The 26,017-nt window shown below is 70.7% G+C and carries 23 protein-coding genes; 12 read left to right on the top strand and 11 right to left on the bottom strand.

The genetic code is table 11. The features are described from left to right. Positions 1 to 37: 37 nt before the first annotated feature. The gene (locus tag AB0G47_RS02575; RefSeq protein ID WP_360763277.1) at positions 38 to 1,627 is read left to right on the top strand and encodes a Na+/H+ antiporter; all 1,590 of its coding nucleotides are present in this window, start codon (positions 38 to 40) and stop codon (positions 1,625 to 1,627) included. Between the two features lie 21 nt (positions 1,628 to 1,648). Here AB0G47_RS02575 and AB0G47_RS02580 read toward each other — a convergent pair whose 3' ends face one another. Then, positions 1,649 to 2,740, bottom strand: coding sequence for a mechanosensitive ion channel domain-containing protein (locus AB0G47_RS02580; protein ID WP_360763279.1), 1,092 nt, complete (start codon positions 2,738 to 2,740; stop codon positions 1,649 to 1,651). Between the two features lie 30 nt (positions 2,741 to 2,770). Between AB0G47_RS02580 and AB0G47_RS02585 the strand changes: the two genes are divergently transcribed. Beyond that, positions 2,771 to 3,340 carry a dienelactone hydrolase family protein gene (locus tag AB0G47_RS02585; protein WP_266868000.1) on the top strand — a complete coding sequence of 190 codons (570 nt, stop codon included), beginning with the start codon at positions 2,771 to 2,773 and terminating at the stop codon, positions 3,338 to 3,340. A gap of 4 nt (positions 3,341 to 3,344) precedes the next feature. On the opposite strand, the gene AB0G47_RS02590 is transcribed toward AB0G47_RS02585, so the two are convergent. The 5 genes from AB0G47_RS02590 to AB0G47_RS02610 all read right to left on the bottom strand — a co-directional run bounded on the left by AB0G47_RS02590 (position 3,345) and on the right by AB0G47_RS02610 (position 9,628). After that, complete coding sequence (locus AB0G47_RS02590; protein ID WP_360763282.1) at positions 3,345 to 4,847, bottom strand: serine/threonine-protein kinase; 1,503 nt, start codon at positions 4,845 to 4,847, stop codon at positions 3,345 to 3,347. Positions 4,848 to 4,891: 44 nt separating this feature from the next. Beyond that, the gene (locus AB0G47_RS02595; protein ID WP_360763284.1) at positions 4,892 to 6,553 is read right to left on the bottom strand and encodes an alkaline phosphatase D family protein; all 1,662 of its coding nucleotides are present in this window, start codon (positions 6,551 to 6,553) and stop codon (positions 4,892 to 4,894) included. Between the two features lie 114 nt (positions 6,554 to 6,667). Further along, positions 6,668 to 7,486, bottom strand: coding sequence for a thioredoxin domain-containing protein (locus tag AB0G47_RS02600; RefSeq protein ID WP_360763285.1), 819 nt, complete (start codon positions 7,484 to 7,486; stop codon positions 6,668 to 6,670). A gap of 45 nt (positions 7,487 to 7,531) precedes the next feature. Continuing rightward, positions 7,532 to 8,215 carry a hypothetical protein gene (locus AB0G47_RS02605; protein ID WP_360763286.1) on the bottom strand — a complete coding sequence of 228 codons (684 nt, stop codon included), beginning with the start codon at positions 8,213 to 8,215 and terminating at the stop codon, positions 7,532 to 7,534. A gap of 84 nt (positions 8,216 to 8,299) precedes the next feature. Beyond that, positions 8,300 to 9,628: a DUF2252 domain-containing protein gene (locus tag AB0G47_RS02610; RefSeq protein ID WP_360763288.1), complete on the bottom strand. Its 1,329-nt coding sequence runs from the start codon at positions 9,626 to 9,628 to the stop codon at positions 8,300 to 8,302. A 180-nt stretch (positions 9,629 to 9,808) separates the two neighbouring features. On the opposite strand from AB0G47_RS02610, the gene dnaE reads away from it, so the two are divergent. Continuing rightward, complete coding sequence (dnaE, locus tag AB0G47_RS02615) at positions 9,809 to 13,345, top strand: DNA polymerase III subunit alpha (RefSeq protein ID WP_360763289.1); 3,537 nt, start codon at positions 9,809 to 9,811, stop codon at positions 13,343 to 13,345. 72 nt (positions 13,346 to 13,417) lie between these two features. On the opposite strand, the gene AB0G47_RS02620 is transcribed toward dnaE, so the two are convergent. Beyond that, on the bottom strand, positions 13,418 to 13,606 hold the full coding sequence (locus AB0G47_RS02620; protein ID WP_360763290.1) for a hypothetical protein: 189 nt from the start codon (positions 13,604 to 13,606) through the stop codon (positions 13,418 to 13,420). A 251-nt stretch (positions 13,607 to 13,857) separates the two neighbouring features. Here AB0G47_RS02620 and AB0G47_RS02625 point away from each other — a divergent pair, with 251 nt between their 5' ends. The 4 genes from AB0G47_RS02625 to AB0G47_RS02640 all read left to right on the top strand — a co-directional run bounded on the left by AB0G47_RS02625 (position 13,858) and on the right by AB0G47_RS02640 (position 17,794). Beyond that, positions 13,858 to 15,102 carry an NYN domain-containing protein gene (locus AB0G47_RS02625; RefSeq protein WP_360763292.1) on the top strand — a complete coding sequence of 415 codons (1,245 nt, stop codon included), beginning with the start codon at positions 13,858 to 13,860 and terminating at the stop codon, positions 15,100 to 15,102. A gap of 107 nt (positions 15,103 to 15,209) precedes the next feature. After that, positions 15,210 to 16,223 (top strand): ABC transporter ATP-binding protein, encoded by a 1,014-nt coding sequence (locus tag AB0G47_RS02630; RefSeq protein WP_360763933.1) that lies wholly within the window; start codon positions 15,210 to 15,212, stop codon positions 16,221 to 16,223. A 49-nt stretch (positions 16,224 to 16,272) separates the two neighbouring features. After that, complete coding sequence (locus tag AB0G47_RS02635; RefSeq protein WP_360763294.1) at positions 16,273 to 17,094, top strand: ABC transporter permease; 822 nt, start codon at positions 16,273 to 16,275, stop codon at positions 17,092 to 17,094. Positions 17,095 to 17,128: 34 nt separating this feature from the next. Continuing rightward, the gene (locus tag AB0G47_RS02640) at positions 17,129 to 17,794 is read left to right on the top strand and encodes a DUF2567 domain-containing protein (protein ID WP_360763296.1); all 666 of its coding nucleotides are present in this window, start codon (positions 17,129 to 17,131) and stop codon (positions 17,792 to 17,794) included. A 146-nt stretch (positions 17,795 to 17,940) separates the two neighbouring features. Here AB0G47_RS02640 and ybaK read toward each other — a convergent pair whose 3' ends face one another. The 4 genes from ybaK to AB0G47_RS02660 form a co-directional block, all read right to left on the bottom strand. After that, positions 17,941 to 18,444 (bottom strand): Cys-tRNA(Pro) deacylase, encoded by a 504-nt coding sequence (ybaK, locus tag AB0G47_RS02645; protein ID WP_360763935.1) that lies wholly within the window; start codon positions 18,442 to 18,444, stop codon positions 17,941 to 17,943. A 47-nt stretch (positions 18,445 to 18,491) separates the two neighbouring features. Beyond that, the gene (locus tag AB0G47_RS02650; RefSeq protein WP_360763298.1) at positions 18,492 to 19,232 is read right to left on the bottom strand and encodes an LON peptidase substrate-binding domain-containing protein; all 741 of its coding nucleotides are present in this window, start codon (positions 19,230 to 19,232) and stop codon (positions 18,492 to 18,494) included. Positions 19,233 to 19,243: 11 nt separating this feature from the next. Next, the gene (locus AB0G47_RS02655) at positions 19,244 to 20,251 is read right to left on the bottom strand and encodes a hypothetical protein (protein ID WP_360763300.1); all 1,008 of its coding nucleotides are present in this window, start codon (positions 20,249 to 20,251) and stop codon (positions 19,244 to 19,246) included. Positions 20,252 to 20,400: 149 nt separating this feature from the next. Next, on the bottom strand, positions 20,401 to 21,987 hold the full coding sequence (locus tag AB0G47_RS02660) for an oxidoreductase (RefSeq protein WP_360763302.1): 1,587 nt from the start codon (positions 21,985 to 21,987) through the stop codon (positions 20,401 to 20,403). Positions 21,988 to 22,133: 146 nt separating this feature from the next. Here AB0G47_RS02660 and hisD point away from each other — a divergent pair, with 146 nt between their 5' ends. From hisD to hisH, 5 genes are read left to right on the top strand one after another with little or no spacing between them, the layout of a single operon-like run. Further along, positions 22,134 to 23,483, top strand: a complete 1,350-nt coding sequence (hisD, locus tag AB0G47_RS02665; protein ID WP_360763304.1) for a histidinol dehydrogenase — start codon at positions 22,134 to 22,136, stop codon at positions 23,481 to 23,483. Beyond that, on the top strand, positions 23,480 to 24,592 hold the full coding sequence (locus AB0G47_RS02670; protein ID WP_360763306.1) for a histidinol-phosphate transaminase: 1,113 nt from the start codon (positions 23,480 to 23,482) through the stop codon (positions 24,590 to 24,592). The genes hisD and AB0G47_RS02670 overlap by 4 nt, the downstream gene beginning before the upstream one ends. Next, positions 24,589 to 25,182: an imidazoleglycerol-phosphate dehydratase HisB gene (hisB, locus tag AB0G47_RS02675; RefSeq protein ID WP_360763308.1), complete on the top strand. Its 594-nt coding sequence runs from the start codon at positions 24,589 to 24,591 to the stop codon at positions 25,180 to 25,182. The genes AB0G47_RS02670 and hisB overlap by 4 nt, the downstream gene beginning before the upstream one ends. 5 nt (positions 25,183 to 25,187) lie before the next feature. Continuing rightward, the gene (locus AB0G47_RS02680; RefSeq protein WP_360763310.1) at positions 25,188 to 25,352 is read left to right on the top strand and encodes a hypothetical protein; all 165 of its coding nucleotides are present in this window, start codon (positions 25,188 to 25,190) and stop codon (positions 25,350 to 25,352) included. A 16-nt stretch (positions 25,353 to 25,368) separates the two neighbouring features. Continuing rightward, positions 25,369 to 26,013, top strand: coding sequence for an imidazole glycerol phosphate synthase subunit HisH (gene hisH / locus AB0G47_RS02685; protein WP_360763312.1), 645 nt, complete (start codon positions 25,369 to 25,371; stop codon positions 26,011 to 26,013). The last annotated feature ends 4 nt before the right edge of the window (positions 26,014 to 26,017 follow it).

Genomic DNA, 26,017 nt, shown 5'->3' on the forward strand with positions numbered 1-26,017 from the left:
TTGATCGACCGACACGCGAACCGCCGGAGGGCACACCGTGGACCAACTGGCGCTGCTGCTCGTCCTGTTGCTCGGCGCCGTGGTGACCGTGCCGCTGGGGGAGCGGCTCGGGCTCCCCGCGCCCGTTCTGATGACCATCGCCGGAATCGTCCTGGCCTTCGTGAGCTGGGTGCCGAACGTCGAGATCCCGCCGGACTTCATCCTTCCGCTGGTGCTGCCGCCGTTGCTCTACGCGTCCGTCCAGCGCACTTCCTGGCGGCAGTTCACGGCCAACAGACGCCCCATCTTCCTGCTCGCCGTTGCGCTGGTCTTCGTGACGACGGCGGCCGTGGCGGCGGTCGCGGGCTCGGTCGTTCCCGGGCTTCCGATCGCCGCGGCCGTCGCGCTCGGGGCGCTCGTCGCGCCGCCCGACCCGGTCGCCGCGACCGCCGTCGCGGGGTCGCTCGGGCTGCCCCGGCGGCTCGTGTCGATCCTGGAGGGGGAGGGGCTCTTCAACGACGTCACGGCGATCGTGCTGTACCACGTGGCGATCGCGGCGGCCGTCAGCGGGACGTTCTCCTGGCCGTCGGCGGTGGGGCAGTTGGTGCTCTCCGGAGTGGTCGCCGTCGCCGTGGGGCTCGCGCTCGGCTGGCTCACCAACAAGCTGATGGGTCTCCTCGGCGAGGCCACCCTGCAGACCGGCCTCACGCTGCTCGTGCCCTTCGTCAGCTATGTGCTGGCCGAGGAGCTCCTCGGCTCCGGCGTCCTCGCGGTGCTGACCACCGCGCTCTACCTCGCGGAGAACGCCGCTGACGCCGACGACGTACAAGGAAGGATCACCGGGCAGACGTTCTGGCAGATCGTCGACACCCTGGTCACCGGGGTCGCCTTCGGGCTCATCGGGCTCGAACTGCACAACGTCTTCGGTACGTCGCAAGGCCGCGAGCTGCAGATGCTCGGCTGGGGCGCGGCGGTCGTGGCGGTCGTCGTCGGCGTACGACTGATGTGGCTGCTGCCCGCGACGTGGCTCGCCAAGAAGCTGCACAAGCGCAGGGACTACGACGAGGACATTCCCACGACCTGGCGCGAGACCGTCGTCATGTGGTGGTCGGGGATGCGCGGCGTCGCATCGGTCGCGCTGGCGCTCGCCATCCCCCTGAAGACGGACGGCGGGGATCCCTTCCCGGCCCGTGACGAGATCATCTTCATCGCGTTCTGCGTCATCATGGCGACCCTCGTGGTCCAGGGGCTCACCCTGCCCTGGCTGGTGAAGAAGCTCGGCGTGCGCGCGGACACCGACGTCGAGCGGGCCATCGAGCGGGAGCTCGCCGTCCGTGCCGCCAAGGCGGCCAAGCGCAGGCTCAAGGAGATCGAGGAGGTCGAGGAGCTGCCGGAGGACGTCCAGGAGCGGCTGCAGCGCGGGGCGTTCGACATCGGAGCCCGCATCAGCCCCGACATCGTCGACGACGAGCGGCGGGAGCGGTACGCCAAGCGCGTCGACCGGCTCAAGGCGGTCCAGCGCATCCAGCGCGAGATGATGTCCGCCGCCCGCCACGAAGTGCTCGCGGCGCGCAGCGAGCCCGGCGCCGACCCCGAGATCGTCGACCGCGTCCTGCACCATCTCGACGTACGCAGTCTGCGTCCCTGAGGCCTGGCCCCGAACGGGGTGTCAGCCCCGGCCCGTGCGCGGGATGATCGGCGGGGCCGTATGCGGACGTTCGCCGTTCGGCGGCAGTTCGGCCCAGGCCGTGTTGACCCGCGGCAGCGCGTAGGGATGCTCCTCGGCCAGCCAGCCGATCAGCTGTTCGCGCACCGTGACCCGCACCGTCCAGATGTCGTCCGCGTCCTTGGCGGTGACCAGGGCGCGCACCTGGATCGTGTTCGGCGTCGTGTCCGTGACCGCGAGGCCCCAGTCCCTGCCGTCCCAGGCGCCGCACTCGCGCAGGATGTCCCGCAGCTTCTCGCGCATCTCCTGCACTGGCGCGCTGTGGTCGAGCTGGAAGAAGACCGTGCCGGTCATCTGGGCGCCGCCGCGCGACCAGTTCTCGAAGGGCTTCGACGTGAAGTACGACACGGGCATCGTGATCCGGCGTTCGTCCCAGGTCCGCACGGTCAGGAAGGTCAGCGTGATCTCGTCGATCGTGCCCCACTCGCCGTCCACCACCACCGTGTCCCCGAGCCGCACCATGTCGCCGAAGGCGATCTGCAGCCCGGCGAAGAGATTGCCGAGCGTGGACTGCGCGGCGACACCGGCGACGATGCCGAGCACGCCCGCCGACGCGAGGAGCGACGTGCCGGCCGCCTGCATCGCGGGAAACGTCAGCAGCATTGCGCCGACGGCCACCACACCGACGATCGCGGTGACCACCCGCTGGATGAGCGTGACCTGCGTCCGCACCCGGCGCACCCGGGCCGGGTCGCGGTGGGCGGCTGCGTAACGCGCGTACGAGGATTCGACGACGGCCGCCGCGATGCGGACAAGGAGCCACGCCATGGATCCGATGAGCACCAGGGTGAGCGTTCTGCCGATGCCCGCCGAATGGTCCTCGGCGATCTCTGCCTGGTCGTAGAAGCCACGCAGCAGGGCGACGCAGAGGACGACTTGGAGCGGTAGCCGGCAGCGGCGCAGGAGGCCCCACACGGGGGCTTCGGGGTGCCGGGCGTCGGCCCTGCGCAGCAGCACGTCGGCGAGCCACCCGACGGCCAGCGTGAGCACGACCGAGCCGCCGACCACGATCAACGGACGCAGTACGTTCTCCATGCCTCAGAGGGTAGGTGGCACGATGGCCTCATGAACATCGTGCTTTTCCATTCGACGTACGGGCTGCGGCCCGCGGTGCACGCGGCGGCCGACCGGCTGCGCGCGGCGGGGCACCAGGTGTGGACCCCTGATCTCTTCGAGGGGCGCACCTTCGACACCGTCGAGGAAGGCATGGCCTTCAAGGAGGAGCTCGGCAAGGACGAGCTCCTGAAGCGGGCCATTCTGGCCGCGGCGCCCTACTCCGAGCGGGGTCTCGTCTACGCCGGGTTCTCCTTCGGCGCCGCCACCGCGCAGACGCTCGCGCTCGGCGACGACAAGGCGCGCGGCCTGCTGCTCCTGCACGGCACCTCCGACATCGCGGAGAGCGCCACGGTGGACGAGCTGCCGGTGCAGCTGCACGTCGCCGAGCCCGACCCGTTCGAGACGGACGACTGGCTGAGCGCGTGGTACCTGCAGATGGGGCGTGCCGGGGCCGACGTGGAGGTCTACCGCTACGCGGGCGCCGGACATCTGTACACCGACCCCGACTTGGACGACTACGACGCCGAGGCGGCGGAGTCGACCTGGCGGACGGCGCTGGGCTTCCTGGAGACCCTCTGAGGGTTCACGCGCGCGTGCAGCGCCCCACCGGGGCGCTCACCGGCGGCTTGCACTGCAGGCCGTAGTCACCGCCGCTGGAGCTGAGATACCGCCCGACGCAGGTGTCGCCGCTGGTCTTGCCGCGCTCGGCACAGAACCGCAGGGCGGCCCGGCCGTCCGCGAAGGGCCCGGGAGCGTAGATCACCCAGAAGCCGGGCCGCAGCGATGCGTAGTCGTCGCTGCGCACATACGCGGCCTCCGGCACGTCCTTGCGCACCGCCGCGAGCCTGCGGTCGCGGGCGGCCTCGCCCGAGCCGACGGGCTCGGAGACGAGCTGGGCGATCCAGCCCGGGGCGGGCGGGGCGGCGGGGGAGGACGCCGGCGGCGTGGTCGGGCCGGGGCGCTTGCCGCCCTTGTCCTGCTCCCCGCCCGTGCCGGCACCGCCCCGCAGCGCGAGCACCAGCGCGGCGCCGGCCACCAGGGCGAAGGCCACGGCAACCGCCGCGACGATCACCGGCGTACGTCTTCGGGGCTCGGCGGGCGGCGGGCTCACCGCGACGTCGGGCGGGCCCATCGTGGCGTCGGGCGGGCTCACCGCGACGTCGGGCGGGCCCACGGGGGTGGCGGGCGATCCCACAGGGGTGGCGGGCCGCTCCGAAATCGCCGTCGGCTGCCGCGTGGTCCCGTCCGCCACCGCGGCGAGCATCGCATCGAGCCGGTCCGCGTCCGGGCGCAGTGCCGGGTCCCGCACCAGGAGGGCGCCCAGGACCGGAGCGAGCGGTCCGGAGCGGACCGGCGGCGGCACCGGGGAGTCGAGCACGGCGGCGAGCGTGGCCAGCGACGTGCCGCGGCGCAGCGGACTGACGCCCTCCACGGCCACGTACAGAACCAGGCCGAGTGACCACAGGTCGCCCGGCGGGCCCTCGCCGGTGCCGCGGATCCGCTCGGGCGCGATGTACTCCGGAGAGCCGATCAGGTCGCCCGTGGCGGTGAGTTGCGTGGAGCCGCTCAGCGAGGCGATGCCGAAGTCGGTCAGGACCACCGAGGGTGTGCCTCCCGCGTCCTGCGGCGATCGCTCGCGCAGCAGGACGTTGGCCGGTTTGATGTCCCGGTGCAGGATGCCCGCGGCGTGCGCGACCCGCAGGGCCGACAGCAGCTCACGGCCGATGCGCGCCGCCTCGCGCGGCGTCAGCGTCCCTTCCTCCAGGAGGTCCTGGAGGGTGCGCCCCGGCAACAGCTCCATCACCAGCCACGGGTGCGGGGACGCCGAAGTGTCGAGGATCTGGTGGATCGTCACCACATGGGGGTGATTGAGCCGGGCCAGCGCGCGGGCCTCGCGCAGCACCCGCTCCCGCAGGACGCGCGACTGCTCGGCCGTCAGCTCGGGCCCCGAGGGCCGCACCTCCTTGATGGCCACCTCTCGGTGCAGCACGGTGTCGCGCGCCCGCCACACCGTGCCCATGCCTCCGCTGCCGAGCCGCTCCAGCAGCTCGAAGCGCCCGTCGATCACGTCCCCCTGGCCACTCATGCCGCAAGAGTAAAGGGCGACGCCGAAACCCCGTGACGCGGAGGTCAGCGCACCGGGGCGTCCGCGCGCTCGACCTTCTGGGTGCCGCTGAGCGTGCGGTACGAACGGGCCCACTTCGACGTCGCCTTGGGGTCCGTGCGGTCGGACAGGACGTAGTAGTCCATCTGCGAGCGCTCGGCCGTCACGTCCAGGACGCCGTAGCCGTGCGAATCCATGTCCAGCCACTTCACATGGCGGTTGGCCGCCTTGATCGCGCCCACCGCGACCAGCGAGAGGGTGTGCGGGGCGACGTGCAGCATGTCGTCCACGTTGTCGGAGGTCACGGACGTGACCACGAACTCCGTGGCTGCGGACGGCGATCCGGGGTACGTGGCGGCCCTGACCGGCACGTCGTTCGCCCAGGCCATGTGGATGTCGCCGGTGAGGAAGACCGTGTTGCGCACGGCCTTGTCGACCAGGTGCGCGATGAGTTCCTTGCGGTCGTCCGTGTAGCCGTCCCACTGGTCGGCGTTGATGGCCAGGCCTTCCTTGGGCAGGCCGAGCAACTCCGCGAGGGGGCCGAGCAGATGGCCCGGCACGGACCCGAAGGCGACCGGCGAGATCATCACCGAGGTGCCGACCAGCTTCCAGGCGGCGTCCGAGGAGGCCAGGCCCGCCTTCAGCCAGTCGAGCTGGGCGCGGCCCGTGAGCGTACGGTCCGGGTCGTCGACGTCACCGCTGCCGAAGCCCGCCTGCTCGGAGCGGAACGAGCGCAGGTCGAGCAGGTGCAGATCGGCCAGCTTGCCGAAGCGCAGACGGCGGTAGACGGTGCCTTCAGTAGAAGGGCGTACGGGCATCCACTCGAAGTACGCCTGCTTGGCGGCCGCCATGCGCTGCGCCCAGTCGCCCTCGGTCTCGGGGGAGTGGTTGACGGCGCCGCCCGACCAGGTGTTGTCGGCGAACTCGTGGTCGTCCCAGATCGCGATCACGGGGTGCGTCGCGTGCATCGCCTGCGCGTCGGCGTCGGCCTTGTGGACGCCGTGCCGGGTGCGGTAGTCGGCGAGCGTGATGATCTCGTGCCGCGGCTCGTGCTGTCGTACGACGTACTTGGCGGCCGGGTACTCGCCGGTCGGGTACTCGTAGAGGTAGTCGCCGAGGTGCAGGACCGCGTCGAGTTCGGTGCGGGCCGCGAGATGGCGGTACGCGGAGAAGTAGCCGGCCTCCCAGTTGGCGCAGGAGACCACGCCGAACCGGACGCCGGGGGCGGCCGCGTCGTGCGCGGGGGTGGTGCGGGTGCGGCCCACGGGGGAGTGCGTGTCGCCCGCGGAGAACCGGAAGTAATAGGCGGTGGCCGGGCGCAAGCCTCTTACGTCCGCTTTGACCGTGTGGTCGGACGCGGCCCGCGCGGTGGATCTCCCGCGGCTGATTATCCGGGTGAAGCCTTTGTCCTCGGCTATCTCCCAACTCACCTCGGTGTCAGGCCCCTTGCCGGACCCGGGCGTGGCCTCCGGCACCGGCGTCACACGCGTCCACAGCAGCACACCGTCGGGCAGCGGGTCGCCGGAGGCCACCCCGTGGTGGAACGCGGGCCCTTCGGCGGCGTGCGCGGAGGGGGCGGCGGCGAGCGGGGCCGCCAGGACCGCGCCGGCGGCAGCGGCCTTGACGACCGTACGGCGGCGCGGGTTCGAGGAGTTGAGTGGCGTCTGGGCGCTGTTTCGACTGGTCACGGGCGATCACCTTACTGATCAGTAATCGCGAAAAGCGGGCGACCTGTAAAAGTTCGCCCGCTCTTCCGCCAACAGCCGCTCAGCGTGCGGCTTTTGCGCCGGTTCAGCCCTTGGTCAGCCCTTGAGTGCCGCGTCGACGGCCTTCTTGTACTCCTCGACCGTCAAGGGCGCGTTCTTCTGGTCGGCGCCGGTCAGCTTCTTGCCGTCCATGACGAAGGCCGGCGTTCCGTCGACCTTGTCCTTGTTGTCGTCGAACTTCTTCGACATCTCGATGGCCCAGCGGTCGTACGTGCCGTCCTTGACGTCCTTCTTGAAGGACGCGCTCTTCTTGAGCTCGGGCACCTCGTTGGCGATCTTGAGGAGGTACGAGTCGTCCTTGAACTTGTCGGAGGTCTCCGCAGGGTGGTTCTCCTTGGAGAACAGCGCCTTCTTGTAGTCGACGAAGGCCTGGTCGCTCACGTTCAGGGCGGCGCCGAGCGCGCTGAGCGCGTTCTTGGAGCCCTCACCGGTGAGGTTGCGGTCGAGGAACGAGGCGCCGATGAACTGGAGCTTGTACTTGCCGTCCTCGACGTCCTTCTCGACGGTCGGGCCGACGGTCTGCTCGAAGCTGGCGCAGATCGGGCAGCGCGGGTCCTCGTAGACCTTGAGGGTCTTCTTGGCGCTGTCCTTGCCGATGACGACCGTCGTACCGTCCTTGCCCGAGGAGTTCGCGGGCTTGACCAGCTTCTCGTCCTTGGCGGCGTCCCAGTGGCTGGGCTTGTTGGCCTGCATGACGGCGTAGCCGACGCCGCCGGCGATCGCGAGGACCGCGACGACGGAGATGCCGACGATCGTCTGGCGCTTGCGCTTCTCGCGCTTGCGCTCGGCTTCCTGCTGGGCGCGGATCCGCTCGCGGGCCGCCGACTTGGCCGCCTGACTGTTGCGCTTGCTCATGATGATGTTCTCCGTAGGGGGTTACGTACGTGGGGACGGTCGTGCTCAGGCGAAGGCGGCCGAGCACGGCGGTCCACGCCGTCCCACGAAGTGCACGAGCGGCCGCGTACGCGCGACCGTGACCCGGCGGGCCGGGCGCGGCAGGCGGCGTACGGGCCGCGGCCGGATGCTCACCGCGGCGACCGCGATCAGCAGCGGCCGGAAGGTGGCGGCGGTCACCGCGCGAAGCAGCTGGGCCAGGGCGCGCTCGCCGCGCCGCAGCCAGGCCGCCGCCAGCAGGCCGACGCCGATGTGCGCGGCGAGCAGCAGCCAGGCGGTGTGCGGATCGGTGTCGGTGAGCAGGACGGCGGCGCGGTGCCCCTCGCCGCCGGCCATCCGGGCCAGGGGGGTGCCGACGCTGCCGCCGCACAGCACGTCGAAGCCGACCGAGCGCAGCGGTCCCGCGACGGGGCCGCCCGCCTGGCCGTAACAGACGTGCTGTCCGGTGGTGAACACCGTGTCGGCGGCGAGCTCCAGCGGGATCAGCAGCGCGGCGATGCGGAGATAGCCGCGCTCACGCCCCGCGAGCGCGTACGCGATGACGAAGACACCCGCGGCGATCGCGCCGACCGTGGCAAGGGGCAGCGGGGCGCGGGACAGCAGGACGTGCGACGCGGCGGAGAGCATCACGACGAGCGCCGTGAAGAGCGCCGCGCGCACGGCTCTGAGGTGGGTCCCGGATATGTCCATCGCGCAAGCGAGTGTGCCATGTGATCCTGTAGGACAGCCCTAAAGGGTGCCTATGAGTTGCACGGGGGCACGCCGCCCGTCGGCCTACAGGCCGGGGATCCGGCCGTTGCGGAACAGGTCGACGAAGATCTGGTGGTCGCGGCGGGCGCGAGCGCCGTACTCGTGCGCGAAGTCCACGAGCAGGTCCCCGAAGCCGTCCTCGTCGGCCGCGATGGCGGCGTCGATCGCGCGCTCCGTGGAGAACGGCACCAGGTCGGAGTGGCCGCTCTCGTCGTCCGCCGCCGCGTGCATCGTGGCCGTGGCACGGCCCAGGTCGGCGACGACCGCGGCGATCTCGTCCAGGTCGTCGATGTCCGACCAGTCCAGGTCCACGGCGTACGGGGAGACCTCGGCCACCAGCTGACCCGAGCCGTCCAGCTCGGTCCAGCCCAGCCACGGGTCGGCGTGCGCCTGCAGCGCGCGCTGCGAGATGACCGTGCGGTGGCCCTCGTGCTGGAAGTAGTCGCGGATCGCGGCGTCCGTGATGTGCCGCGAGACGGCCGGGGTCTGGGCCTGCTTGAGGTAGATCACGACGTCGTTCTCCAGCGCGTCGCTGTTGCCCTCCAGAAGGATGTTGTACGAGGGCAGACCCGCCGAGCCGATGCCGATGCCGCGGCGGCCGACGACGTCCTTCACGCGGTAGGAGTCGGGGCGGGCGAGCGAGGACTCCGGCAGCGTCTCCAGATAGCCGTCGAAGGCGGCGAGGACCTTGTAACGGGTCGCGGCGTCCAGCTCGATGGAGCCGCCGCCGGAGGCAAAGCGGCGCTCGAAGTCACGGATCTCCGTCATCGACTCCAGGAGCCCGAAGCGGGTCAGCGAACGCGCGTCGCGCAGCGCGTCCAGGAGGGGGCCCTGGGCGGTGTCCAGGGTGAAGGGCGGCACCTCGTCGCTCTTGGCGCCCGTCGCCAGGTCGTGGATCCGCTCGCGGTAGGCCGCGGCGTAGATCCGCACCAGGTCGGTGATCTGCTCGTCGCTCAGCGCCTTCGTGTAGCCGATCAGCGCCACGGAGGCGGCGAAGCGCTTCAGGTCCCAGGTGAAGGGCCCGACGTACGCCTCGTCGAAGTCGTTCACGTTGAAGATCAGGCGGCCCTGGGCGTCCATGTACGTGCCGAAGTTCTCCGCGTGCAGGTCGCCGTGGATCCACACCCGGCCCGTGCGGTCGTCCAGGTAGGGCCCGCCGTGCTGCTCGCGCTCCAGGTCCGCGTAGAAGAGGCAGGCCGTGCCGCGGTAGAACGCGAAGGCGGAGGCGGCCATCTTCCGGAACTTCACCCGGAACGCGGCGGGGTCCGCGGCGAGCAGCTCACCGAACGCGGTGTCGAAGACGGCGAGGATCTGCTCGCCGCGCTGCTCAGCGGTGGGCTGCGGGACCGACATCGCGGGGTGCCTCCAGGTAACAGGTGGTGCATGACATTTGGGACAGGTGCTCCGTCCTGTCCAACGCTCGACGGTACCCCCGAGTGCCCGTCGCTTGTCAGTGCCGCGGATTAGACTTCCACGCTGTCCCCCCAGACTGCCCGCAGCCTGTCACCCACCGTTCTCCGGAGGCCTCCCGCCGTGACCAAGCCGCCCTTTACGCACCTCCACGTCCACACCCAGTACTCGCTCCTGGACGGTGCCGCGCGGCTGAAGGACATGTTCAACGCGTGTAAAGAGATGGGCATGTCGCACATCGCCATGTCCGACCACGGCAATCTCCACGGGGCGTACGACTTCTTCCACTCCGCGCAGAAGGCCGGCGTGACGCCGATCATCGGCATCGAGGCGTATGTGGCGCCGGAGTCGCGGCGCAACAAGCGGAAGATCAAGTGGGGGCAGCCGCACCAGAAGCGTGACGACGTGTCCGGTTCGGGTGGTTACACCCACAAGACGATCTGGGCGGCGAACAAGACCGGTCTGCACAACCTCTTCCGGCTCTCCTCGGACGCGTACGCCGAAGGCTGGCTCCAGAAGTGGCCGCGCATGGACAAGGAGACCATCTCCCAGTGGTCGGAGGGCCTGATCGCCTCCACCGGCTGCCCCTCCGGAGAGCTCCAGACCCGCCTGCGCCTCGGCCAGTACGAGGAGGCGCGCAAGGCGGCCGGCGAGTACCAGGACATCTTCGGCAAGGACCGTTACTTCCTGGAGCTGATGGACCACGGCATCGAGATCGAGCGCCGGGTCCGCGACGACCTCCTGAAGATCGGCAAGGAGCTGGGCATCCCGCCCCTGGTCACGAACGACTCGCACTACACCTACGCCCACGAGTCGACCGCACACGACGCCCTGCTCTGCATCCAGACCGGCAAGAACCTCTCGGACCCGGACCGCTTCCGCTTCGACGGCACGGGCTATTACCTGAAGTCGACGGACGAGATGTACGCCATCGACTCCTCGGACGCCTGGCAGGAGGGCTGCGCCAACACCCTGCTGGTCGCCGAGCAGATCGACACCACCGGGATGTTCGAGAAGCGCGACCTGATGCCGAAGTTCGACATCCCGGAGGGCTTCACCGAAGTCACCTGGTTCCAGGAGGAGGTCCGGGTCGGCATGAACCGCCGCTACCCGGCCGGTGTCCCCGAAGACCGCCAGAAGCAGGCGGAGTACGAGATGGACATCATCATCCAGATGGGGTTCCCGGGGTACTTCCTGGTGGTCGCCGACTTCATCATGTGGGCGAAGAACAACGGCATCGCGGTGGGCCCGGGCCGAGGCTCCGCGGCCGGCTCGATCGTCGCGTACGCGATGGGCATCACCGACCTCGACCCGATCACGCACGGCCTGATCTTCGAGCGGTTCCTCAACCCCGAGCGCGTCTCCATGCCCGATGTCGACATCGACTTCGACGAGCGCAGGCGCGTCGAAGTGATCCGGTACGTGACGGAGAAGTACGGCGCCGACAAGGTCGCCATGATCGGCACGTACGGAAAGATCAAGGCGAAGAACGCCATCAAGGACTCCGCGCGCGTGCTCGGATATCCGTACGCGATGGGCGACCGCCTCACCAAGGCGATGCCCGCCGACGTCCTGGGCAAGGGCATCGACCTCTCCGGCATCACGGACACGAAGCACCCGCGCTACAGCGAGGCGGGCGAGATCCGGGGGATGTACGAGAACGAGCCGGACGTGAAGAAGGTCATCGACACCGCGAAGGGTGTGGAGGGCCTGGTCCGGCAGATGGGTGTGCACGCGGCCGGCGTGATCATGTCCAGCGAGCCGATCGTGGACCACGCGCCGATCTGGGTGCGGCACACCGACGGCGTGACCATCACGCAGTGGGACTACCCCCAGTGCGAGTCGCTCGGCCTGCTCAAGATGGACTTCCTGGGCCTGCGCAACCTGACCATCATGGACGACGCCGTCAAGATGGTGCGGGCCGGCAAGGGCATCGACCTGGAGATGCTCTCGCTCCCGCTCGACGACCCGAAGACCTTCGAACTGCTCTGCCGCGGTGACACGCTCGGCGTCTTCCAGTTCGACGGCGGGCCGATGCGTTCGCTGCTCCGCCAGATGCAGCCCGACAACTTCGAGGACATTTCCGCCGTCTCGGCCCTGTACCGGCCGGGCCCGATGGGCATGAACTCGCACACGAACTACGCGGAGCGCAAGAACGGCCGCCAGGAGATCACGCCGATCCACCCGGAGCTCGAAGAGCCCCTGAAGGAGACGCTCGGCCTGACCTACGGCCTCATCGTGTACCAGGAGCAGGTGCAGAAGGCCGCCCAGATCGTCGCCGGCTACTCGCTCGGCGAGGCCGACATCCTGCGCCGCGTGATGGGCAAGAAGAAGCCCGAGGAGCTGGAGAAGAACTTCGTCCTCTTCCAGGCGGGCGCCCGCAAGAACGGCTACTCGGACGCGGCGATCCAGGCCCTGTGGGACGTCCTGGTGCCGTTCGCCGGATACGCGTTCAACAAGGCGCACTCATCGGCGTACGGCCTGGTCACCTACTGGACCGCCTACCTCAAGGCGAACTACCCGGCCGAGTACATGGCCGCGCTGCTCACCTCGGTGAAGGACGACAAGGACAAGTCGGCCATCTACCTGAACGAGTGCCGGCGCATGGGCATCAAGGTGCTGCCGCCCAACGTGAACGAGTCGGTGCACAACTTCGCCGCCCAGGGCGACGACGTGATCCTCTTCGGCCTGGAGGCGGTCCGCAACGTCGGCACGAACGTGGTCGAGTCGATCATCCGCTCGCGCAAGGCGAAGGGGAAGTACACCTCCTTCCCCGACTACCTCGACAAGGTCGAGGCCACCGCCTGCAACAAGCGGACCACGGAGTCGCTGATCAAGGCGGGCGCCTTCGACACCATGGGGCACACCCGCAAGGGCCTGACCGCGCAGTACGAGCCGATGATCGACAACGTCGTCGCGGTCAAGCGCAAGGAAGCGGAGGGGCAGTTCGACCTCTTCGGAGGTGGCGACGATTCCGGTGACGAGCCGGGCTTCGGACTCGACGTGGAGTTCTCCACCGAAGAGTGGGAGAAGACGTATCTGCTCGCCCAGGAGCGGGAGATGCTCGGTCTGTACGTCTCCGACCACCCGCTCTTCGGCCTGGAGCACGTGCTGTCGGACAAGGCCGACGCGGGCATCGGGCAGCTCACCGGCGGTGACTACTCGGACGGCTCGATCGTCACCATCGGCGGCATCATCTCCGGCCTCCAGCGCAAGATGACCAAGCAGGGCAACGCCTGGGCGATCGCCACCGTCGAGGACCTCGCGGGTTCCATCGAGTGCATGTTCTTCCCGGCGACGTACCAGCTGGTGTCGACCCAACTCGTCGAGGACGCCGTGGTGTTCGTCAAGGGCCGTCTCGACAAGCGCGAGGACGTGCCGCGCCTGGTGGCGATGGAGCTCCAGGTCCCCGACCTGTCGAACGCGGGCACCAACGCGCCCGTCCTGATCACCATCCCGACGGTGAAGGTGACCCCGCCGATGGTCAGCCGCCTCGGCGAGATCCTCAGCCACCACCGGGGCAACAGCGAGGTGCGGATCAAGCTCCAGGGGGCGCAGAAGACGACGGTGCTGCGGCTCGACCGGCACCGGGTGCAGCCCGATCCGGCCCTTTTCGGTGACCTGAAGGTGCTGCTCGGCCCGTCCTGCCTGGCGGGGTAGCGCCCGGCCCACCGCATGAAGGGGCGCACCCGGAAGCCCGGGTGCGCCCCTTCATGTGTGCCTGCGTGTAGGTCAGTTGTGGCCGAAGCGGCGCTGGTGCTTGCGGGCGACCTCGGCGGGGCTGCCCTGCGACTGCACGGCGTCCTTCATCCTCGACTCGGCCTGCTCCGCGGACGTCTTCGCGTGCTCGCCCGCCTGCTCGGCGGCCGAAGCACGACCCCGGTCCGAGACGCCGGTCTTGCGGTGCTGTTTCTTGGCCATTGTGATCTTCCTCCTGAGGGGGATCTGGGGGCCAGGACGGGACCAGATTCACATATGGCGGCAAATGGCGCATTTCAGAGAATTACCGTGCGTAACAAGCTGTCTCGTGGGGCGAAGTCGAGACACGCCACGCCGAAGATCGAGTTCCGGCCGTTAACCTCCGCAGGGTCGGGCAGACTCGAAGGAAACCCGAAGCATTACTTCCCGAGCCATGACTTCCAGGGAATCTCCAGGGAAAGAGGGTGGATCGCGTGGACCGCTGCATCGTCCTGGTGGACGCCGGGTATCTGCTGGGTGCCGCCGCGAGTCTCCTCGCGGGCGAGCCGTCCCGGTCCCGGATCACCGTCGATCACGCCGCCCTGATCCAGGGCATCCGAGAGCGCGCCGAGTCCGACACCGAGCGCCCCCTGCTGCGGATCTACTGGTTCGACGGCGCCCCCGACCGCGTGCCCCAGCCGGAGCACCGCAGGCTGCGGGTCATGTCGCGCGTGACGGTCCGTCTCGGCGCGCTGACCCGCAGCGACGGGCGGTGGGCCCAGAAGGGCGTGGACGCCGCCATGCACGCCGAGTTGACGGAACTGGCCCGCAACCGCGCCTGCTCGGACGTCGTGCTCGTCACCGGCGACGGGGACCTGCTGCCCGGCATGATGGCCGCCAAGGAGCACGGCGTCGCCGTCCACCTGTGGGCCGTGCAGGCCGCCGACGGCGACTACAACCAGTCCGAGGACCTGGTGGCCGAGGCCGACGAGCGCCGCGTCCTCGACCGGGCCTGGATCACCAAGGCCGTACGCGCCAAGGAGCTCACCGGTGTCTGCGCGCCGCCGCCCGCGCCGCGCCCGGAGATCGCCGCGATCCTCTCCGCGCCCCTTCCCGAGTCCGCGCTCGCCGCCGGCGCCCAGCGGGCCGCCGAGGAGGCCGCGGGCGTGCAGCACACGGAGGCCACGGCCAACGGCGACAGCGCCGCCCCCCACCACATCCCAGCGGGCAAGGGCGTCCCCACCCCCAAGGACCTGGCCGCCCTGCGCGGCCCCGGCGCCCCGGCCGCCGCACAGCACCCCACCAACGCGACGCTGCGCTGGTCGTCCGACAAGGGCTGGGTCGAGCGGCCCGGCGGCGCCGCCGAGAGCGCGGAGGCCGCGGCGCTGCCGACGCTGGCCCAGCTCACCACGGCCGAGCAGCGCTGGGCCGACCGCGAGGAGGACATCACCACCGTCGGCGGCGACCCCTTCGAAGTGGGACAGGTGTTCGCGCGCCGCTGGATGGCGCGCCTGCCCGAGCAGCACAGCCTGCAGAAGCTCTCGACGATGTACCCGCGCATCCCGCACCGCGTCGACGGCGAGCTGCTGCGGTACGCGGCCCGGTTCGGCCTGCTCGCGCACAAGGACGACCAGATCGACGAGCACGACCGGTACGCGATCCGGGCGGGCTTCTGGCGCGAGATCGACGTCCACACCGCGGTCGAACACGCGCCGGTGGGCGACCGCTCGGGGGAGTGACACACGCGTACGGAGATGACCGATACAGGGCGTACGGGGCGCCCCGGGCGTCGTGCCGGACGCGGGACCCCGTACCCTCGTCCTTCGTGAGTACGCGCTCGGCACAGGTGGTCCGCCAAGGGCTCCGACAGGGTCACGGCAGCGATGCCGTCTGCGCGGTGCGCGACCTCGTCAAGACGTATCCCGCCGCCCGTGGCCGGCGCGGCACGCCCGCGACGCCCGAGGTGCGCGCCACCGACGGCATCAGCCTCGATGTGCTGCGCGGCGAGATCTTCGGCCTGCTCGGGCCCAACGGCGCCGGCAAGTCCACCCTCGTACGCCAGCTGACCGGCCTGATGCGGCCCGACAGCGGTGGCGTCGAGATCCTCGGCCACGACATCCTGCGCCACCCCGAGCGGGCCGCGCGGATCCTCGCCTACCTGGGGCAGGAGTCCACCGCGCTCGACGAGTTGACCGTCTCGCTCGCCGTCGAGACGACCGCGCGGCTTCGCGGCCTCGATGTGCGCCGGGCGCGGGCCGAGCGCGACGGCGTACTCGAAGAGCTGGCGCTCACCCCTCTCGCGGCGCGGCCGCTGAAGAAACTCTCCGGCGGGCAGCGCAGGCTCGCCTGCTTCGCCACCGCGCTGGTGGGCGAGCGGCCGCTGCTCGTCCTCGACGAGCCGACGACCGGCATGGACCCCATCGCGCGGCGCGCCGTCTGGGGCGCCGTCGACCGGCGCCGGGCCGAGCGCGGCACGACGGTCCTGCTCGTCACCCACAACGTCATCGAGGCCGAGACGGTCCTCGACCGTGTCGCCGTACTCGACCACGGCAAGGTCATCGCCTGCGACACCCCGGCCGGGCTCAAGGAGCAGGTCGCGGGAGAGGTGCGGGTGGAGCTCGTCTGGCGCGACCGGGCGCCGCTCGACGTCCCCGAGGTGGCGGCGCTGCGCTCGTCCGCCGTGGAATCCGGGCGGCGCTGGTCGCTGCGGCTCGCCCCCGACGAGGCGCGGGCCGCGGTCGGGGCGATCACCGGAGGGGCCGCTTTCGCATCGCTCGACGACTTCACCCTGGCCACGCCCAGCCTGGAGGACGTCTACCTTGCCCTGGGCGGGAATGCCAAGGGGCTGGTAAAGGCGTGAGGTCTGCCAGCCGGCGAAGAGACAGGCACATGATCAGGAGGGGCGTCCGATGAGTGCGGTTCCTTTGGAAGCCGCGGTACGGGCTGACGACGGCTACGAGCGGCAGACCGAAGCCCCCGCGCCCCTTGGGCCCCGCGCGCGGTTGTTCCCCGCGCTCTCGGCCGTCTACCGTGCGCAGCTCTCCCGGGCGCGGGTGGCCCGCATCCCCCTGCTCTTCGTGGCGACCTTCCAGTCCGTCGGCATCATGATCCTGATGCGCGGCGTGGTCGACGGCGGCGGCGAGGCGCATGCCGTGGTCGCCGGGTCCTCCGTGCTCGTCGTCGCGTTCGTCGCGCTCAACCTGCTCGCGCAGTACTTCGGGCAGCTGCGGTCCGACGGCGGGCTCGACCACTACGCCACGCTGCCCGTGCCGCCCGCCGCGGTGGTCCTCGGCGCCGCGGCCGCCTACGCCTCGTTCACCGTGCCCGGCACGCTGGTCACCGCCGTCGTCGGCTGCGGACTCTTCGGCCTTCCGCTCACCCATCTGTGGGTGCTCGTCGCGGTGATCCCGCTGGCCGGCGCCGCGCTCGCGGGGCTCGGCGCGGCCCTCGGGCTGCTCGCGCCGCGGCCCGAACTGGCCACGCTGCTCGGCCAGTTGGGCATGTCGGCGGCGCTCCTTCTCGGTGTGCTTCCGGCTGAGCGGATGCCGCAGATCCTGCAGTACGCGCGTGACCTGCTGCCCTCGACGTACGGAGTCGAGGCGCTCGCCCGCACCTTCGGGCCCGATCCGGACTGGGCGGCCGTCGGGTTCGACCTGGCGGTGTGCGCGGGCGTCGGCGTCGCCTCCCTGGCGCTCGCCACCTGGGCGTACCGCCGGGCGGCTGTGCGGTGACGCGGTCCGTGGGCACTACTGGCACCATGTGTGGGTGACTGCACCGCTGACGCCCTCCCAACCGCCCCACGGCGAGTCCCCGCACGACCCCTGGCAGCAAGCCGCCAAGCCGTCCGGAGACTTTCCCCCGTCGGCTCACGAGGAGGACGGGCCCGGCATGAAGACCGAAGTGCGGCAGGCCGTGGTCATCGCGGTCGCGGTGGCCGTCAGCGGCGTACTGCTCGGGCTGCTGTGGCTGTGGCTCGCGCCGCGCGTGCCGCTGATCTCGGACGGCGAAGCGGTGTACCTCAAGGACACCGAGGGGGAGCAGGCGATCGGGGTCGACGGAACGTTCACTCTGCTCGCGCTCGGCTTCGGCGCGGTGAGCGGACTCGTCGTCTTCCTGCTGCGCAAGCGCGGCGGGATTCCGCTGGTCGTCGGCCTCACGGCGGGCGGCCTGCTCGGCGCGGTGCTCGCCTGGCGTCTCGGGATCTTCCTCGGGCCCGAGACGGATGTCGTCGCGCATGCGAAGTCGGTGGGCAAGGGCGTGGTGTTCGACGCGCCCCTGGAGCTCAAGGCCAAGGGTGCGCTGCTGGCGTGGCCGGTTGCGGCGCTGCTCGTGCACCTGGGTCTGACCGCGCTGTTCGGGCCGCGGGATCCCGAGCCGTACCCCCTCGCCTACGGGGATCCGGCTCGGCCCGAGGACAGCTCGCACAGTTAGGCCGGGCGCCTCCCGTGGTTCGCCCTGCCCTTCCTCACCCGCCACTTCCTCTTGCGCGTCTTCTTCGACATGAGGGTGGTACTAGTCGAGAACCGGGCGGGCGTCGAGGGTCACTTCACGCCTGATGCCGACGGGGCTCGAAGGGGTTATTCGCGCCCGATCGGGGCCAGTACCGCGCCGGTCAGCGCCGCCAGGTCGGCCGGCGCGAGTTCCACCTCGAGGCCGCGGCGGCCCGCCGACACACAGATCGTGGCGTGGGCGGACGCCGAGTCGTCCAGGACCGTGCGCAGCTTCTTGCGCTGGCCGAGCGGGGAGATGCCGCCCCGTACGTACCCCGTGGTGCGCTCGGCGGCCGCCGGGTCGGCCATCACCGCGCGCTTGCCGGAGACCGCGGCGGCCAGTGCCTTGAGGTTCAGGGTGCCCGCCACGGGGACCACGGCCACCGTCAGCTCGCCGTCCACCTCGGCCACCAGGGTCTTGAAGACGCGGTCGGGGGAGACGCCCATCGCCTCGGCCGCCTCGTCGCCGTACGAGGGGTGTGCGGGGTCGTGTTCGTACGCGTGGACGGTGTAGCCGGTGCCCGCCGCGGTGAGGGCGACCGTGGCGGGGGTGCCGCCCGTGCCCGACTGCTTCTTCTGCTTCTTCGCCAAAGCGCTCACGCCTTACGTCATGCGTCGTACGTCAGATGCGTCGTACGTCAGTTGAGGCTTGTGGTGCCGCGCGTGAGGTCCGTCGCCGGCAACGACGGCAGATTACGGATGATCGCGGTCTCCGCGCGAAGGAGTTTCAGCTCGTCGCGCAGGCGCGCGGCGGTGTCGGGGGCTTCGAGCAGCCGCTGTTTGGTCGGGGTGTCGAGGACGGCCGCCGCCGCGACCAGATACGACACCACGGACGGGTCGTCCGGCAGCTCGGCGCCGGTCGACAGGGACCGCTCGCGCGCCCCGGCGAGCCGCTTCTGGTAGGCGCGGAACGCCCGCAGGACACCCGCGGCCAGCGTGCCCGCCTCCTCGCCCGGCTCCTCGGGCAGCTCCTCGACCTCGGCGGTGAGGAACGGGCCCGACGCGTCCACCGAGTGCAGCCGGACCCGGGTGGTGCCGGTGGCCAGGACCTCGAAGCCGCCGTCGGCGCGCTCCCGGATCGTCGCCGCGTCCGCCACACAGCCCACCGCGTGGAAGGCCTTGAGCGGGTCGTCACCGAACCCGGCGGCGGGCCCCTGCTCGGGCTGCGAGGTCGGGTCCGGGAGGCCGGGGGCGCTCGGCGCCACTTCGAGGCCGTCGCGGATCGCGACGACGGCGAAGAGCCGCTGCTCCTCGTCGGAGGTCTTGAGCAGGTCGCGCATCATGGCGCGATAACGCTCCTCGAACACGTTCAGCGGGAGCACGAGCCCCGGGAACAGCACCGAGTTGAGCGGGAAGAGCGGAAGCCGGACGGTGGTCACGAGCCAAAAGCCTAATGGTCGCCGCGGTGCGCACGTCCGCGCCCGGTGCGCAGCGGGGTCGTGGACGCCACCTCGATGCGCACGCCGTCGCGCAGTTCGAGGAACTGGCCGAGCGGATCGTCGGCGAGCCGGTCCCAGGGGAACGACGTCGCGTACGGCCCGATGAGGCGCAGCTGTTCGAGGGCGTCGTGCCAGCGTTCCAGGCGGACCAGGACGTAGACGAGGAGGTTGCGGACCTCGGCCGGCCAGGGGTCCCCGGCGTCGTACTCGGCGGACAGGGTGATGCCCAGGTCGGCCGCCGCGTCCAGGCGCTCGCGCGGCACGTTCCCCGACGCGCTGGTCAGATAGGCGAAGGCGGCCCGCGCGGGCAGCGCCTGGATCAGCGAGCCCGGCAGTGCGTCACGGGCCGCGCGCTCGGCGAAGTCGAAGCACTGGCGGTGCGAGCCGTACCAGGTGGCCGAGAGGTACTGCAGGGCCGAGGCATGGCAGCCGTAGTGGTGCGAGGAGCGGCGCACCGCCTCGGCCCACACCTCGTCGAAGACGGTCTGCGAAGCGTGCGTGCCGCGGGCATGGTCCAGGGCGATCCGCCACGGCACGGGGTCGCGCGGGTCGGCCTCGGCGGCCGCGGAGAGCAGCGGTGCCGTCTCGCGCAGGAGTTCGGCGCGGGCGGGCGACTCCCAGCCGCGGACGACCGCGAGCTCGGCCTTGACGAGCAGCGCGTCCGGGTCGTGCGGGGCGGCGGACTGCCAGTCGTCGAACCACTCGGAGCGGGAGCGGGCGAAGGCGGCGAGGCGGGTGGTGTAGCGGTCGCGGTTCTCCCACTCGGCGGCCTCGCGGGTCATGGCGAGCAGCTTGGCGGCAGGGCCGTGATCTCCCCGGCCCGCGGCGACGAGCGCAGGGCCGAGCCGGTCGTCGGGCACGTCGAGGAGCACCTCGTCGTCGGGGGTCAGGCCGGCGGCGAGGAGCGGGGTGTGCTTGACCATCCGGGTGGTGCGGATCAGAGCGCGCAGCAGGTGCATGGTGTGGGTATTGAAAACCGCAGGTGGGAGCAGTACCAGGGGGTAGTTGGTGACGCTTTCGTATCGGTCGTTCGGTTGCCTGGACCTTGGTCAAGGGAAGGCAAAATCTGAAGCCCCGTTAGCCCCCTGGCGCCCCCCAGGGGGCCTCTTCAGTTCCTCCGCAGCAGCCGTGTCGCCCCCGCCGCGACCGTCGTCGCGAGCACCCAGCCGAGCAGGATGAGGATCGCCGCGAACCACTGCCAGCCGCCGCGCAGTTGCCAGTAGCTGTCCTGGCCGAGGTTGATGACCGGGAGCAGCAGGTCGAGGGAGAACAGCGCCGGGTTCCAGTTCGGGTGCTCGCCCGGCTTGATCGCCGGATGGTCCGCGCGCGTGAAGGCCACCGCGCTCACCGCCCAGAGCACCGCCATCCAGAGCGCCGCCCGGCCGGGCCGGTAGCCGTAGGCGACCGTCCAGTCCTGGGCGAAGCCCCAGAGCTTCGCCGCAAGCGGCAGGGTCTCGCGGCGTCTGCGCTGCTTGGCGAGCAGCACCTCGCGGGCGTCGGCGTCCTCGCCGCCGTTGCGCAGCACGGTGGCCAGCTTCTCGTACGGCTCGGGGTTGTACTCGGCGGTCGCGGCCGCCACCCAGCTCAGCCGCCGGGAGAGCGGGAAACTGCCCTGCGGGACGAGGTTCTCGTAACTGAAGCCGCCCATCTGGAGGCCGCCGGGACCCGGCCAGCTGGTCGACTTGTCGACCAGGGTGACGACCTTCGCGCCGGAAAGGACGACCTTGCCGCGCTGCGGGGCCTCGCCGAGGAAGCGCAGCTCGGGGGTCTGGACGCGGCGCAGCGACACCTCCTGGTCGTTCTCCAGGGTGAAGCGCGCCTGCCCTAGGTCCACCGCGTCACCGAACCGCCCGTCGTCGAGCCGGATGCCGCCCTGGGACTCGAAGCGCTGCATGCGGGTGCCGCGCGCGGGCGTCTGGCCGCTGGTCACGTCACCGGGCGAGCCCGGCGTCAGGTAGAGCGTGCGCTCCACCGTCAGCTGCGGGGCGTTGAGCGCGCGCGGCCCGTACGGATTGGCGAGCTTGCTGCCGCGCAGGCTGAAGGAGACGCCGATCTTCGCGCCGCGCAGGCTCAGCTGGCCGTGCGACTCGATCATCTCGGCCTGCAGGTCCTGCCCGACCGAGAGCCCGTCGCCCATGATCGAGTAGCCGCGCCGGTCGCGGTAGATCACGGCCTGGCTGAGCAGCAGGTCGGTGCCGATCTGGGCGTCCGTGAGGCGCATGCCGTTGTGGATCCGGCAGCGCGGCAGATGCAGATCGCCCTCGGTGTGCAGGCGGGCCGCCTCCACCCGGGGGATCGAGCAGTTGACCAGCCGCAGGGTGGTGAACTTGGCCTCGGGGAACAGCACTTCCTTCTCGAAGCGGCAGTGCTTCAGCTCCGCGTAGGGGAGGATCTCGCCGCCCGCCAGATCGAGTACGTCCGTGATCTGCAGCCCCGCCAGCTTCAGCGAGGAGACCCGGCCGGAGAGCGCGGGCGGGCCGTCGAGCAACAGCATGCACACGATGCGTGCGCGCACGCTCCGCTCCGGTCCCCAGGGATGGCCGCCGTGCGGATCGTCCGCCATCGGATCCCCCGACCGGAGGTCGTAGACGCTGCCGTTGCGGAAGGCCTGCCACATGCCCATCTCGGCGGCGGTCAGCCAATCCGGCGGCTCTCCGGTGCCGGTGCCGTCGACCACTGCTGGTGTCCTCCCCATGCCGCAATGTATTTGTGCCTCGTACACCTGTTCATGCCCGCTCAGTGACGGCCTGAACGCTAGTGGTGAACGTGGTCTTCCGGGATCTATATCAGCCAGTGATACGGGCGTCCGAGCGAGGTTGCGGGTCTGAGAGAATTGGGCCTGTGATCTCCCGAATCGATCTGCGCGGCGACGCCCTCCCCGAGGGCCCCGCCCTGCGCGCCCTGCTGCCCCGTGCCGACTTCGACGTCGCGGCCGCCCTGGAGAAGGTGCGGCCCATCTGCGAGGCCGTACATCATCGTGGCGACACGGCGCTGATCGACTACGCGGAGAAGTTCGACGGCGTACGGCTCGAGCAGGTCCGCGTCCCCGCGGCCGCGCTCGCCGAGGCCCTCGCGGGTCTCGAGCCCGCCGTGCGCGAGGCGCTCGAGGAGTCGATCCGCCGCGCCCGCATCGTCCACCGCGAGCAGCGCCGAGCCCCGCACACCACGCAGGTCGTGCCCGGCGGCACGGTCACCGAGAAGTGGGTGCCGGTCGAGCGCGTCGGGCTCTACGCGCCGGGCGGCCGCTCCGTCTACCCGTCCTCCGTGATCATGAACGCGGTCCCCGCGCAGGAGGCCGGCGTCGAGTCGATGGCTCTCGCGTCGCCGCCGCAGAAGGAGTTCGGCGGCCTTCCGCACCCCACGATCCTCGCCGCCTGCGCGCTCCTCGGCATCGACGAGGTGTACGCGGTCGGCGGCGCCCAGGCCGTCGCGATGTTCGCGTACGGCACCGAGACCTGCGCCCCGGCCAACATGGTCACCGGGCCCGGCAACATCTGGGTCGCGGCCGCCAAGCGCTACTTCACCGGACGCATCGGCATCGACACCGAAGCGGGCCCGACCGAGATCGCGGTCCTCGCTGACGACACCGCCGATCCGGCGCACGTCGCGTCCGACCTGATCAGCCAGGCCGAGCACGACCCGCTCGCGGCCGCCGTGCTCGTCACCGACTCCGTGGACCTGGCCGACGCGGTCGCCAAGGAGCTGGAGCCGCAGGTCGCCGCCACCAAGCACATCGAGGACCGGATCGTCCCCGCGCTCGCCGGACGCCAGTCCGCGATCGTCCTGGTCGACGGCCTGGACGAGGGCCTGCGCGTCGTCGACGCGTACGGCGCCGAGCACCTGGAGATCCAGACCGCGGACGCCGCCGCCGTCGCGGAGCGCGTGAAGAACGCGGGCGCGATCTTCGTCGGCCCCTGGGCGCCGGTCTCCCTCGGCGACTACTGCGCCGGCTCCAACCACGTCCTGCCCACCGGCGGCTGCGCCTGCCACTCCTCCGGGCTCAGCGTCCAGTCGTTCCTGCGGGGCATCCACATCGTCGACTACACGCGGGACGCGCTCGCCGACGTCGCCCACCACGTGGTGACGCTGGCCGAGGCCGAGGACCTGCCGGCGCACGGTGCGGCGATCAAGGCCCGTTTTGCCGAAGGCGAACAAGACTGGCACAGCGGGTGGAAGGTGCCGGGCCAGTGAGCGACGTGCGCATCGACGATCTCCCCGTACGCGACGAACTGCGCGGCAAGTCCCCCTACGGGGCGCCCCAGCTCGACGTACCCGTACGCCTGAACACGAACGAGAACCCCTACCCGCTCCCCGAGCCGCTCGTCGAGCGCATCGCCGAGCGGGTCCGCGAGGCCGCCCGCGACCTCAACCGCTACCCCGACCGGGACGCGGTGGAGCTGCGCGCCGAGCTCGCGCGCTACCTCACCCGCACCGGCGGCCACGAGGTCACCCTCGCCAACGTGTGGGCGGCCAACGGCTCCAACGAGGTCATCCAGCAGCTCCTGCAGACCTTCGGCGGGCCAGGACGCACCGCCATCGGCTTCGAGCCCTCGTACTCGATGCACGGCCTGATCGCGCGCGGCACCGGCACGGGCTGGATCTCCGGCCCCCGCTCGGACGACTTCACCATCGACGTCGAAGCCGCGGCGAAGGCCGTCGCCGAGAACCAGCCCGACGTCGTCTTCATCACCACGCCCAACAACCCCACGGGCAACGCCGTTTCGGCCGAGACGGTCATCGCGCTCTATGAAGCGGCGCAGGCCGCCAAGCCGTCGATGGTCGTGGTCGACGAGGCGTACGTCGAGTTCAGCCACGGCGACTCGCTGCTCCCGCTGATCGAGGGGCGGCCGCATCTGGTCGTCTCGCGCACCATGTCGAAGGCCTTCGGCGCGGCCGGTCTGCGCCTCGGCTATCTGGCCGCCGCCCCGGCGGTCGTCGACGCCGTGCAGCTCGTACGCCTGCCGTACCACCTGTCGGCCGTCACCCAGGCCACCGCGCTCGCCGCCCTCGAGCACACCGACACGCTCCTGAAGTACGTCGAGCAGCTCAAGGCCGAGCGCGACCGGCTCGTCGGCGAGCTGCGTGCGATCGGCTACGAAGTGACCGATTCGGACGCCAACTTTGTGCAGTTCGGGCGGTTCGAAGACGCGCACACGGTCTGGCAGCGGATCCTCGACCGGGGCGTCCTGGTCCGGGACAACGGAGTGCCCGGCTGGCTGCGGGTCAGCGCCGGAACCCCCGAAGAGAACGACGCGTTCCTCGATGCGGTACGCGAACTGAAGAAGGAGCAGCAGGCATGAGCCGCGTTGGACGGGTCGAACGCACCACGAAGGAGACGTCGGTCCTCGTCGAGATCGATCTCGACGGCACCGGCAAGGTCGAGGTGTCGACGGGTGTCGGCTTCTACGACCACATGCTCGACCAGCTCGGCCGCCACGGCCTCTTCGACCTCACGGTCAAGACCGAGGGCGACCTGCACATCGACACCCACCACACCATCGAGGACACCGCCCTCGCGCTGGGCGCCGCCTTCAAGCAGGCGCTCGGCGACAAGGTCGGCATCTACCGCTTCGGCAACTGCACGGTCCCGCTCGACGAGTCGCTCGCCCAGGTGACCGTCGACCTGAGCGGCCGCCCCTACCTCGTGCACACCGAGCCCGAGACCATGGCGCCGATGATCGGCACGTACGACACGACGATGACCCGGCACATCCTGGAGTCCTTCGTCGCCCAGGCGCAGATCGCCCTGCACGTCCACGTGCCCTACGGCCGCAACGCCCACCACATCGTGGAGTGCCAGTTCAAGGCCCTGGCCCGCGCCCTGCGTTACGCCTGTGAGCGTGACCCGCGCGCCGCCGGAATCCTCCCCTCCACGAAGGGCGCGCTGTAACCGCCATGACCGGTCTCAACACCGTCCTCATCGTCGTCGGCCTCTTCCTGATCGGCGGCATCATCTCCTTCGTCAAGCAGGGGATGCCGAAGAGCCTGATCACGCTCCTGTCCATCGGCGCCGCCATGTGCCTGACCGCGGGCATCCTGCGGCTCGACTACTGGAACTGAGGGGGACGCAGCGATCATGAGCACTCCCCAGAAGAAGGTCGTCGTCTTCGACTACGGCTTCGGGAACGTCCGTTCCGCCGAGCGTGCTCTCGCGCGCGCGGGAGCCGACGTAGAGATCACCCGTGACTACGACAAGGCCATGAACGCCGACGGTCTGCTCGTCCCCGGCGTCGGCGCCTTCGCCGCCTGCATGCAGGGGCTCAAGGAGGCGCGCGGCGACTGGATCGTGGGCCGCAGGCTCGCGGGCGGCCGCCCGGTGATGGGCATCTGCGTCGGCATGCAGATCCTCTTCGCGCGCGGCATCGAGCACGGCATCGAGACCGAGGGTCTCGACGAGTGGCCCGGCACCGTCGAGCCGCTCAAGGCCGACATCGTGCCGCACATGGGCTGGAACACGGTCAAGGCACCCGAGGACTCCGAGCTGTTCGCGGGCCTCGACGCCGACGCCCGCTACTACTTCGTGCACTCGTACGCCGTGCACGACTGGGACTTCGAGGTCGGCAACCCCGCCTTCCGCGCCCCCAAGGTCGCCTGGACCACGCACGGCGAGCCGTTCGTGGCCGCCGTCGAGAACGGCGCGCTGTGGGCCACCCAGTTCCACCCCGAGAAGTCCGGCGACGCCGGCGCCCAGCTCCTCACCAACTGGATCGGAACCCTCTAGGGAT

It is taken from the genome of Streptomyces sp. NPDC021622, assembly GCF_040640795.1.
Lineage (GTDB): Bacteria > Actinomycetota > Actinomycetes > Streptomycetales > Streptomycetaceae > Streptomyces.

Bases quoted from the DNA above. Each gene is read 5' to 3' on its own strand.
- AB0G47_RS02580 (WP_360763279.1), bottom strand. From the start codon at position 2,740: ATGGAGAACGTACTGCGTCCGTTGATCGTGGTCGGCGGCTCGGTCGTG.
- AB0G47_RS02585 (WP_266868000.1), top strand. From the start codon at position 2,771: ATGAACATCGTGCTTTTCCATTCGACGTACGGGCTGCGGCCCGCGGTG.
- AB0G47_RS02590 (WP_360763282.1), bottom strand. From the start codon at position 4,847: ATGAGTGGCCAGGGGGACGTGATCGACGGGCGCTTCGAGCTGCTGGAG.
- AB0G47_RS02600 (WP_360763285.1), bottom strand. From the start codon at position 7,486: ATGAGCAAGCGCAACAGTCAGGCGGCCAAGTCGGCGGCCCGCGAGCGG.
- AB0G47_RS02605 (WP_360763286.1), bottom strand. From the start codon at position 8,215: ATGGACATATCCGGGACCCACCTCAGAGCCGTGCGCGCGGCGCTCTTC.
- AB0G47_RS02610 (WP_360763288.1), bottom strand. From the start codon at position 9,628: ATGTCGGTCCCGCAGCCCACCGCTGAGCAGCGCGGCGAGCAGATCCTC.
- AB0G47_RS02620 (WP_360763290.1), bottom strand. From the start codon at position 13,606: ATGGCCAAGAAACAGCACCGCAAGACCGGCGTCTCGGACCGGGGTCGT.
- AB0G47_RS02635 (WP_360763294.1), top strand. From the start codon at position 16,273: ATGAGTGCGGTTCCTTTGGAAGCCGCGGTACGGGCTGACGACGGCTAC.
- AB0G47_RS02655 (WP_360763300.1), bottom strand. From the start codon at position 20,251: ATGCACCTGCTGCGCGCTCTGATCCGCACCACCCGGATGGTCAAGCAC.
- AB0G47_RS02660 (WP_360763302.1), bottom strand. From the start codon at position 21,987: ATGGGGAGGACACCAGCAGTGGTCGACGGCACCGGCACCGGAGAGCCG.
- hisB (WP_360763308.1), top strand. From the start codon at position 24,589: ATGAGCCGCGTTGGACGGGTCGAACGCACCACGAAGGAGACGTCGGTC.
- AB0G47_RS02680 (WP_360763310.1), top strand. From the start codon at position 25,188: ATGACCGGTCTCAACACCGTCCTCATCGTCGTCGGCCTCTTCCTGATC.
- hisH (WP_360763312.1), top strand. From the start codon at position 25,369: ATGAGCACTCCCCAGAAGAAGGTCGTCGTCTTCGACTACGGCTTCGGG.